Consider the following 8,716-nt stretch of genomic DNA (forward strand, 5'->3'; position numbering starts at 1 on the left):
GGCCATGCGCGTGCCCGGCTCCTGTTTCCCACCGGGACGGACGGCGGCACGCAGGCCGTGATCGTGCACGAGGGCATCCCCGACGCGGTGCCGCGCGACGACGACGAGCCGGGCACGCGCATGGCCCCGGACACCCCGCCCGGCCGGTGGAGGACGGCGCGTCGTGGGATCACCGGCCGACGCCGCGGGCCGCCGCGACCGCCTGTGCGGCGTATCCGCGTCCGAACAGCACCGTGTGCACCAGCAGCGGAAAGAGCTGGTGCAGCCCGATGCGGTCGCTCCAGCCGTCGGCGAGCGGCGCGACCTCCTGGTAGCCCTCCAGCACACGGTCCAGATGCGGGCAGCCGAACAGATGGAGCATCGCCAGGTCCGTCTCCCGGTGCCCGCCGTGCGCGGCCGGGTCGATCAGCCGGACCTCGCCGTCGGCGCCCCACAGCACATTGCCGTTCCACAGGTCCCCGTGGAGCCGCGCGGGCGGTTCGGCGGGACCGGCGAACCCGGGCAGCCGCTCCAGGGCGCGTTCGACCACGGCCGCCTCGGCGGGCAGCAGAGTGCCGTCGTCGACCGCACGGCGCAGATAGGGCAGCACCCGGTGCTCGGCGTACCACTGCGGCCAGTCGGCGCCGGGGACGTTGCGCATCGGCGCGAGCCCGATGTACGCCTCCCGGGGACCGCCGGGCGGCGGCGCGCCGAACGCGGGCGCCCCGGCGGCGTGCAGGGCGGCCAGAGCACGGCCGAACCGGACCGCCGCCTGCGGGCTCGGCCGGCCCTGCGGCACCCGGTCGGTGACCAGCCAGTGCCGGTCGTGGCCGTGCACCGCCGGAACCCGCACCGCGTCCGCCTCGGCGAGCCAGCGCAGCCCCGCGGCCTCGGCGCGTGTCGCCTCCGGACCGTCACCGCGCTTGACCACGACCACCCGGCCGTCGTCGAGGGTCACCTCGGCGACGGCCCCCGACAGCGGGCGCCGTCCAATCACCCGGCGCCCGGTCAGCCGGGCGGCCGCGGCCCCCGGGTCGTCCTCGCCGGCACCGGCCGGTGGCCGGCCGGTCATGCGGCCAGACGCTCGCGCACCCAGGCGAGCAGACCGGGCGTCGCGGCCTCGATCATGTCCAGCACCTCTTCGAAGCCCTCCGGGCCGCCGTAGTACGGGTCGGGGACATCGAGGTCGCCGGTCGCCTCCGGATCGAAGGAGCGCAGCAGCCGCACCCGGGAGGGGTCGTCGACGAGCCGCCGCAGCGCCTTGTCGTGGCCGCCGTCCATGGCCAGGAACAGATCGGCGTCCAGGTGCTCGGCCCCGATCTGCGCGGCCACGTGCTCGACCGGATAGCCGCGCCGCGCCAGCGCCTCGCCGGACCGCTCGTCGATGGGCTCCCCGACGTGCCAGGGGCCGATCCCCGCACTGCTGACCCGCACCGCGTCCTCCAGCCCGGCCCGGCGCAGATGCTCGGCGAACACCAGGGCGGCGGACGGCGATCGGCAGATGTTCCCGCTGCAGACGAAACAGATGTGCACGGCCCCCAGGGTACGAGGCACTCCGCGCACCGCCGGCACCGCGTCGAGCCGACGACACCGCTCGGCCGCCGGGACCGGGGGCGTTCCCCGAGGGCCGGACGGTCGGGTGAGCGGATGGTCGGGTGAAGGGGTGATCGGACGGTCGGACAGCAAGGTGGCCGGGTGATCGGACGGTCGTACGGTCAAATGGCCGGGTGGTCGGACCGTTGGACAGGCAGGTGACCGGCTGATCGGACGGTCGGACGGCCAGGTGACCGGATGATCAGGCAGTCGGACGGCCGGATGATCAGGTGGCCCGCAGGGTCCTCTTGGCGAGTTCGTAGGCGGGGAGCATCTGCCGGTGCTCCTCGGTGTCCAGGCCGCCCAGGTGCAGGACGACCGGACCCCGGGAGGTGCCGACGGCCAGGGCGCGTTCCTGCTTCGGCTCGTCCAGGAGCTCGCCGGTGCGGAGGTACTCGACCTCGACGCCCTCGAGCCCGCCCGCACGGAACGGGCGGTACTGCTCCTTGCGCACGGAGCCCTCGGCGGCCACGAAGGCCCGCAGCACCGTACGGGCGTCCCCCGCGTCCGGGGCGCCGGTCCACACGCGCAGAAAGCCGATGTGCCCGGCGGGCTTGGCGTCGATCTCGCACACGGCGGTCACCGGGCCCTGGCGCAGAAGCGCGTCGGTGGCCTCCTCGGCGGCGGGGGAGTCCCCGGCCGGCCGGTCCACGGCCTCGGCCTTCCAGCCCGCGGCGATGTCGAAGGCGACGGGCAGTTCGCAGGCCGAACCGCGGGCGCCGACGGAGCCCCCGCTGCGGGCGGCGGTCGCTTCCTTCGTCGCCCCGCTCGTCGCCGTGGCGGACGCGCCGGCGGCCGGAGCCGCGTCGTCCGCCGGTCCCGACGCCCCCGCACACGCCGTCAGCATCCCGCCCAGCAGCGCCACCACGGCCACCGTGCCCCGCCACGCCGTCCCCGCCCCGGTTCCCACCACGTCTCTCCCGTCTTCGCCGGCGCGTCACTGTATCGGGCCGCGGTTCCCCCGCTTCGAGCGCCCTCGGTGCCGCGCCTTCGGCGAACGTGGCGGAGGACACACCCCGAAGGGGATCTGCGTCATATGCCTCCCCCAGGGGCGGAAGCTACCGTGCTGCGCGTCCTTTTTGTCCGTGAACAGCTCGAACGGCCCGGCAGTGCACGAAGATCTCGCCCCGCTCATCGCCGCCACCACCCACTGGCTGACCCATGCGTACCCCGCGTCCGGCGGTACGCTCGCCGCCGCCCTCTGCGAGGCGCAGGCACGCCAGGCGGTCACGGTCGCGGCCTGGCTGCGCTACCCGACGCCCATGGACGCCGCACTGGTCATGATGGCCGGCCCCGGAGGCTCCGCCCGCCTGGACTGGATCACCGGCGTGGACGGCGCCGGGACCGACGACCCGGACGCCCACGCCTGGCGCACCTGGGTCGACGAGGTCGTCGCGAGCTGGGCCGCCTGCCTGCTCACCGACCCCGACCTGGCCGGCCGCGCGGTGGACGAGTTCGCCGCGTCCTCGGCCGTGCCGGTCGAGTTCCGCCGTCTGCTCGACCCCGACGACAGCGACCGCCGCGCGGCGGCCCTCCTCCGCCACCCCGACCTGGTGTCCCCGGTGGCCGGCCTCCACCACGCCGAACTCCTCACCCGCCTCGCCGGGGGCTCGGCCCTGGCGGCCTGAGCCGACGAGGGGCACGACCCGGATGCGCCGGAAACCTGCCACAGGGTGATCCCGAACGAGCGGTCTGCTCTGCGGCGATGAACCGCCCGGGGAGACGGCTGCGGACAGGCAGCTTGATCCGGGCGAGTGCCGAGACGCTGAGACGGCTTTCCCCCACACATACGGGTTTTCCCCTCACGCATACGGGATCGGAAAGCCGACCTCGGCCCACAGGGCACGCGGAACGGCGGGCCTGTCGGAAGGCCGCATCCGCTGATCACGAGCTCACCGGGGCCGCTTGACCTTACCGCTGGCGGCAGGGTTGAACGATGCCCGGCATGAACAGCAGCAACGCATCCCAGGTCAGCAGGATCGTCGTCGTCACCGGTGCCGGCACCGGGATCGGCCGGGCCACCGCCCGTGCCTTCGCCGCCGAGGGCGCCCACGTCCTCGCCGTCGGCCGGCGGGCCGAACCGCTCCACGAGACCGCCGCCGGGCGCGACCGGATCACCCCGCTGACCGCCGACATCACCGCCGAGGGGCAGCCCGAGCGGATCGTCCAGGCTGCGCTGGAGCTGCATGGCCGGCTGGACGTGCTGGTCAACAATGCCGGCATCGTGCACAGCGGTGCCCTCGGCACGCTCACACCGGAGAGGATCGCGCCTCAGATCGCCACCAACCTGATCGCACCCATTCTGCTGGCCCAGGCCGCGCTGCCGTCCCTGGAGGCGTCCGGCGGGGTGATCGTCAACGTGAGTACGTCGGTGGGGCAGCGGGCCTGGCCGGGCAGTTCGGTCTACGCGGCGACCAAGACCGCGCTGGAGTTGCTGACCCGCAGCTGGGCGGTCGAACTGGCGCCCCGCGGGGTCCGGGTGGTGGCGGTCGCGCCCGGTGCGATCGACACCCCGATCGGCGAGCACCAGGGACTGACCCCGGAGCGGATGGCCGCAGTGCGGGAGTGGCAGCTGGCGCACACGCCGCTGGGCCGGATCGGCCGGCCGGAGGAGGTGGCCTGGGCGATCACCCACCTTGCCGCACCGGCCGCGTCATTCGTCACCGGGGTGGTCCTCCCGGTCGACGGCGAGGCGGTCGTGGCGTGAGCCGTGGTGTGATAGGAGTGCTGCCCGGGAGGGCGAAGCGGATGCGGATCGGTGAGCTGGCCAAGGCGACCGGAGCGACCGCCCGTGCGCTGCGGCACTACGAGCAGGCCGGGCTGATCTCCTCGGAGCGGGCCCCCAATGGCTACCGCGTCTATGACGAGCGGGCGGTGACACGGGTCCGCAACATCCGCTACCTCCTGGCCGCCGGACTCACCCTGGACGACGTGCGGGTCTTCCTGCCGTGCCTGGACGGAGACCTGACCACGGCACCGCCCTCCGACAAGGGCATACAGGTGGTGTCGGAGCGACTGGCGGTCCTCAACCGGCGCATCGCCGCCCAGACGGCGGTCCGGGACCGTCTGCAGGCCGCACTGCGCCGGGCCATCAGTGAGCGGCGCCGGTCGGCGGCCTGACCGCCCGTCATCACCCGTCTCACGGCAGCTCCACGGCACGGATTCAGGAGAGCCGGGGTGCCTTGCGCTCCCGGTAGCCGCGTACGGCTGCATACGGTGACCACGAGCCCTCACAGGCCGGGAAATGCGCGGCTCCCGATTGCGCGAGGCCGCCGGTTTCATGCCCCGGCGAGACGGACGGCGCCGATCGCGTTCGGGCGCGCCGGTCGCCGCGCTCGGTCACTGCCGACAACAGCGACCGGCGCACGGAGGCGAGTCACCGTGCCCCCAGCACCTCGCCCACCGCCTCCTGCACCACCGGCAGGGCCGCTGCGCGGTCCGAGGGGATCAGACCGATGCGGGTGCGGCGGTCCAGGAGATCGGATGCGTCGAGAGCGCCCTCGTGGCGCAGGGCCCAGACGAGTTCGGCGCGGGTGACGGGGTGGCCGTCCAGGACGGGTTCGCGCAGCCGCGGGTCCCGGTCGCCCAGGGCGTGGACGGCCGGGGCCTCGGTGCCGTAGCGGCGGATCAGACGGCGCGGTGCCCGCAGGACGGCCAGCCGCTGCGGCGAGGCGGCGCCGACGAGCGGCAGGGCGGCCGTGGGGGAGGGGCCCGCGGCCAGACGGCGCACGGCGACGGCGGCGTCGACCGCGTCCTCGGCCATCCGCCGGTAGGTGGTCAGCTTGCCGCCGACCACGGTGATCACACCGTCCGCGGAGGTCAGCACCGCGTGCCTGCGGGAGAGGTCCGCGGTCCGCGGCGCCGCACCGGACCCGGCCGCCGGGGTGGTGTCCAGCAGCGGACGCAGGCCCGCGAACGCACCGGCCACGTCCTCGCGGCGGACGGGGACCTCCAGGGCGGAGGCCAGCACGTCGAGCAGGAAGCCGATGTCGGACTCGGGGACCTCGGGCACGTCCGGGACGCCGCCCTCGACGGGTTCGTCGGTGAGCCCGACGTAGACCCGGCCGTCGTCCTGCGGCAGCACCAGCACGAAGCGGTTGGTCTCCCCGGGCACCGGGATGTGCAGCCCGGCCGGCAGCGGGCCGAGCAGGCCCTCGCGCAGCACGAGGTGGGTGCCGCGCGAGGGCCGTACCCGGATGCCGTCCACCAGGCCGCCCGCCCACACCCCGGCGGCGTTGATCACGGCGCGGGCCCTGATCTCGCCCTCCTCGCCGGTCAGTTCGTCCCGCACCCGGGCACCGGAGCCGGTGAGCTCCAGGGCCCGCACCCGGGTCAGGATCCGCGCGCCGCGGCCCGCCGCCGTACGGGCGATCGCGGTGACCAGACGGGCGTCGTCGGTGAGCCGGCCGTCCCAGGACAGCAGACCGCCGCGCAGGCCCGGGCCGCGCACGGCGGGCGCGAGATGACGGGTCTCCACCGCGGACAGCCCGCGCGGCGCCGGCAGCGTGGCGCGGGCGGTGCCCGCCGCCAGCCGCAGTCCGTCGCCCGCGCGGAGACCGGCCCGGGCCAGGGCGGCCTGACGGCGTGAGACCAGCGGGGTGAGGGGCAGGACGAACGGCTGCGCGCCGACCAGATGGGGAGCGGTGCGCTCCATCAGCACCCCGCGTTCGACCGCGCTCTCGTGCGCGACGCCGAACTGCGCGGACGCGAGGTAGCGCAGCCCGCCGTGGACCAGTTTGGAGCTCCAGCGGGAGGTGCCGAAGGCCAGGTCGTGGGCGTCGATCGCGGCGACGCTCAGCCCCCGCGCCGCGGCGTCCAGCGCGGCCCCGGCACCGGTCGCGCCGAGACCGACCACCAGGACGTCCACCGTCTCGCCGCCGACGGTCCGGGCCAGTTCGCGCGCCCGGCGTCCGGCGGTGAGGGAGGTGCCCGGGGACGCGGGGCCCCCGGCGGGGGTGCTGCCGGAGCTCATGGCATCAGGGTCCTCTCCAGGAGGGTCCGCAGTTCCTCGAGGAGCGCCTCGCCGTTCAGCTCGGGGTCCTCCTCGTCGGTCATCGTGCGCAGCGACAGGGCGAAGGACTGGACGACCAGCAGCAGGGACCGGGCCTGCCGTCCGGCGTGCCCCGTGCGCACCGATCCGTCGGCGTGCCCCTCGCGCAGAAGGCCGGCGAGCCGTTCGAGCAGGGCCTCCTGGCTGGCTCCGCGCCGGTCCAGCACATAGGGGAGCAGCAGCTCGGGGTCCACGTCGACGATCTTGCGGAAGAGCGGGTGGGCGCGGAACTCCCTCACCCCGGCCACCAGTCCCTCGACCAGCCGCGTCCGGGTGTCCGTCCCGGGCCGGGGCTCGGGCATCGCCCGGCCGGCCGCCTCGGTCCACTCCCGGGTCATCAGATCGCCGACCAGGGAGCGCACATCGGGCCAGCGCCGGTACAGCGTCATCCGGGACACGCCCGCCCGCCGGGCCACGTCGGTCAGGGTCGTACGGCGGACCCCGACCGCCAGGACGCAGTCGCGCACGGCGTCGAGCACGGCGTCGCCGTCCGAGCGGGCCGCGGGGGCCGGGCGGACCGGGTCCGCCGCACCATTGTGACGAATAGGCGTCATGTGTCACAGTGTAACGCCACGGCGTGACGCCGCGGCACTCTTCGACCACGACCGGTGAGGAACGACGCTCATGAACATGCCGGATGTGCCGGACATGCTGTGGAGCGGCTGGGGCGACCCGGCCAGGGCCACACCGCTGCCCGACACGGTGACCGGGCTGCTGCGCGACCTGCTCGGCATCAGGCCCCGCGCCACCGCACCGGTCGCCCTGGACGCCCTTCCCGTGCCCGCCTCACCGCTGACCGACGCCGCACGCCGCGCCCTGCGCGAGGCCGTCGGCGGCGACGAGCACGTCCGCACCGACGCCGAGTCCCGCGTCCGCCGCACCCGCGGCAAGTCCACCCCCGACCTGCTGCGGATCCGCCGCGGCGACGTCACCGACGTCCCGGCGGCCGTGGTCCTTCCCGCGGACCACGACGAGGTGCTCGCCGTCCTGCGCGCCTGCGCGGCGCACGGCCTGGCCGTCGTCCCGTTCGGCGGGGGCACCTCCGTCGTCGGCGGTCTCGCCCCCGAGCGGCGGCGCCCCTTCGTCGCCCTGGACCTGCGCCGCATGAACCGGCTGCTCGCCCTCGACCCGGTCTCCCGCACCGCCACCCTGCAACCCGGGCTGCGCGCCCCGCGGGCCGAGGCACTGCTGGCCGAACACGGCTTCACCCTCGGCCACTTCCCCCAGTCCTACGAATGGGCCACCCTCGGCGGATTCGCCGCCGCCCGCTCCAGCGGACAGGCCTCCGCCGGCTACGGCCGCTTCGACGAGATGGTGCTCGGCCTCACCCTCGCCACCCCCGAGGGCACCCTCGAGGCCGGACGCGCCCCGCGCTCGGCGGCCGGCCCGGACCTGCGCCAGCTCGTCCTCGGCTCCGAGGGGGCCTTCGGCGTCATCACCTCGCTGACCGTGCGGCTGCGCCCGCTGCCGCGGACCCGCCGCTACGAGGGCTGGCGCTTCGCCTCCTTCGAGGAGGGCGCCACCGCCCTGCGCAAGCTCGCCCAGGACGGGCCGCGGCCGACCGTCCTGCGCCTGTCCGACGAGACCGAGACGCTGGTCGGCCTCGCCCAGCCCGACGCCATCGGCTCCCCCGACAGCCGGCGGGACACCGGCTGTCTGGCGATCGCCGGCTACGAGGGCACCGAAGAGGACACCGCCCACCGCAGACAACGCGCCGCGGACGTCCTGCGCGCGTGCGGCGGCACCTTCCTGGGAGAGGAGCCCGGCGAGCGCTGGGCCCACGGCCGCTACGCGGCGCCCTATCTGCGCGACGCCCTGCTGGACGCGGGCGCGTTCGTCGAGACCCTGGAGACCGCCGCCTTCTGGTCCCGTCTGCCCGGGCTGTACACCGCCGTCCGCGAGGCGCTCACCGGCACGCTCACCGCGGCCGGCACCCCGCCGCTGGTGATGTGCCACATCTCGCACGTCTACGAGAACGGCGCCTCGCTGTACTTCACCGTGGTCAGCGCCCAGGGCGAGGACCCGGTGGCCCACTGGGAGCCCGCCAAGCGCGCGGCGAACGAGGCGATCGGAGCCGCGCGCTTGGCGGGCTCC

Annotated in this window: 9 protein-coding genes; 4 read left to right on the top strand and 5 right to left on the bottom strand. The window is 75.3% G+C overall.

The window, feature by feature from the left end:
• Window positions 1-169: 169 nt before the first annotated feature.
• The 3 genes from CCN35_RS18760 to CCN35_RS18770 all read right to left on the bottom strand — a co-directional run bounded on the left by CCN35_RS18760 (window position 170) and on the right by CCN35_RS18770 (window position 2,482).
• The gene (locus tag CCN35_RS18760) at window positions 170-1,051 is read right to left on the bottom strand and encodes a fructosamine kinase family protein (RefSeq protein ID WP_086793610.1); all 882 of its coding nucleotides are present in this window, start codon (window positions 1,049-1,051) and stop codon (window positions 170-172) included.
• Window positions 1,048-1,512, bottom strand: coding sequence for a low molecular weight protein-tyrosine-phosphatase (locus CCN35_RS18765; protein ID WP_086793612.1), 465 nt, complete (start codon window positions 1,510-1,512; stop codon window positions 1,048-1,050). The genes CCN35_RS18760 and CCN35_RS18765 overlap by 4 nt, the downstream gene beginning before the upstream one ends.
• 286 nt (window positions 1,513-1,798) lie before the next feature.
• The gene (locus CCN35_RS18770; RefSeq protein WP_086793614.1) at window positions 1,799-2,482 is read right to left on the bottom strand and encodes a lipoprotein; all 684 of its coding nucleotides are present in this window, start codon (window positions 2,480-2,482) and stop codon (window positions 1,799-1,801) included.
• A gap of 199 nt (window positions 2,483-2,681) precedes the next feature.
• On the opposite strand from CCN35_RS18770, the gene CCN35_RS18775 reads away from it, so the two are divergent.
• From CCN35_RS18775 to CCN35_RS18785, 3 genes are all read left to right on the top strand, one after another.
• Window positions 2,682-3,200, top strand: a complete 519-nt coding sequence (locus CCN35_RS18775; RefSeq protein WP_086793616.1) for a hypothetical protein — start codon at window positions 2,682-2,684, stop codon at window positions 3,198-3,200.
• A 308-nt stretch (window positions 3,201-3,508) separates the two neighbouring features.
• Window positions 3,509-4,279: an SDR family NAD(P)-dependent oxidoreductase gene (locus CCN35_RS18780; RefSeq protein ID WP_086793618.1), complete on the top strand. Its 771-nt coding sequence runs from the start codon at window positions 3,509-3,511 to the stop codon at window positions 4,277-4,279.
• A 41-nt stretch (window positions 4,280-4,320) separates the two neighbouring features.
• Entirely contained in the window at window positions 4,321-4,692 is a 372-nt protein-coding gene (locus CCN35_RS18785) for a MerR family transcriptional regulator (protein WP_067388801.1), read from the top strand.
• Between the two features lie 256 nt (window positions 4,693-4,948).
• Here CCN35_RS18785 and CCN35_RS18790 read toward each other — a convergent pair whose 3' ends face one another.
• Window positions 4,949-6,544: a glycerol-3-phosphate dehydrogenase/oxidase gene (locus tag CCN35_RS18790; RefSeq protein WP_086793621.1), complete on the bottom strand. Its 1,596-nt coding sequence runs from the start codon at window positions 6,542-6,544 to the stop codon at window positions 4,949-4,951.
• Window positions 6,541-7,176 carry a TetR/AcrR family transcriptional regulator gene (locus CCN35_RS18795; RefSeq protein WP_086793622.1) on the bottom strand — a complete coding sequence of 212 codons (636 nt, stop codon included), beginning with the start codon at window positions 7,174-7,176 and terminating at the stop codon, window positions 6,541-6,543. Before CCN35_RS18795 ends, CCN35_RS18790 begins: the two co-directional genes overlap by 4 nt.
• A gap of 94 nt (window positions 7,177-7,270) precedes the next feature.
• Between CCN35_RS18795 and CCN35_RS18800 the strand changes: the two genes are divergently transcribed.
• The coding region (locus tag CCN35_RS18800; RefSeq protein ID WP_086793624.1) for an FAD-binding oxidoreductase at window positions 7,271-8,716 on the top strand (1,446 nt) is incomplete at its 3' end.

Source organism: Streptomyces thermovulgaris, assembly GCF_002155915.1.
GTDB classification, from domain to species: domain Bacteria; phylum Actinomycetota; class Actinomycetes; order Streptomycetales; family Streptomycetaceae; genus Streptomyces; species Streptomyces thermovulgaris.

What these genes read in the sequence shown, in the direction of transcription:
- CCN35_RS18795 (WP_086793622.1), bottom strand. Translation starts at nt 7,176, where the DNA reads ATGACGCCTATTCGTCACAATGGTGCGGCGGACCCGGTCCGCCCGGCC.
- CCN35_RS18760 (WP_086793610.1), bottom strand. Translation starts at nt 1,051, where the DNA reads ATGACCGGCCGGCCACCGGCCGGTGCCGGCGAGGACGACCCGGGGGCC.
- CCN35_RS18785 (WP_067388801.1), top strand. Translation starts at nt 4,321, where the DNA reads ATGCGGATCGGTGAGCTGGCCAAGGCGACCGGAGCGACCGCCCGTGCG.
- CCN35_RS18780 (WP_086793618.1), top strand. Translation starts at nt 3,509, where the DNA reads ATGCCCGGCATGAACAGCAGCAACGCATCCCAGGTCAGCAGGATCGTC.
- CCN35_RS18790 (WP_086793621.1), bottom strand. Translation starts at nt 6,544, where the DNA reads ATGAGCTCCGGCAGCACCCCCGCCGGGGGCCCCGCGTCCCCGGGCACC.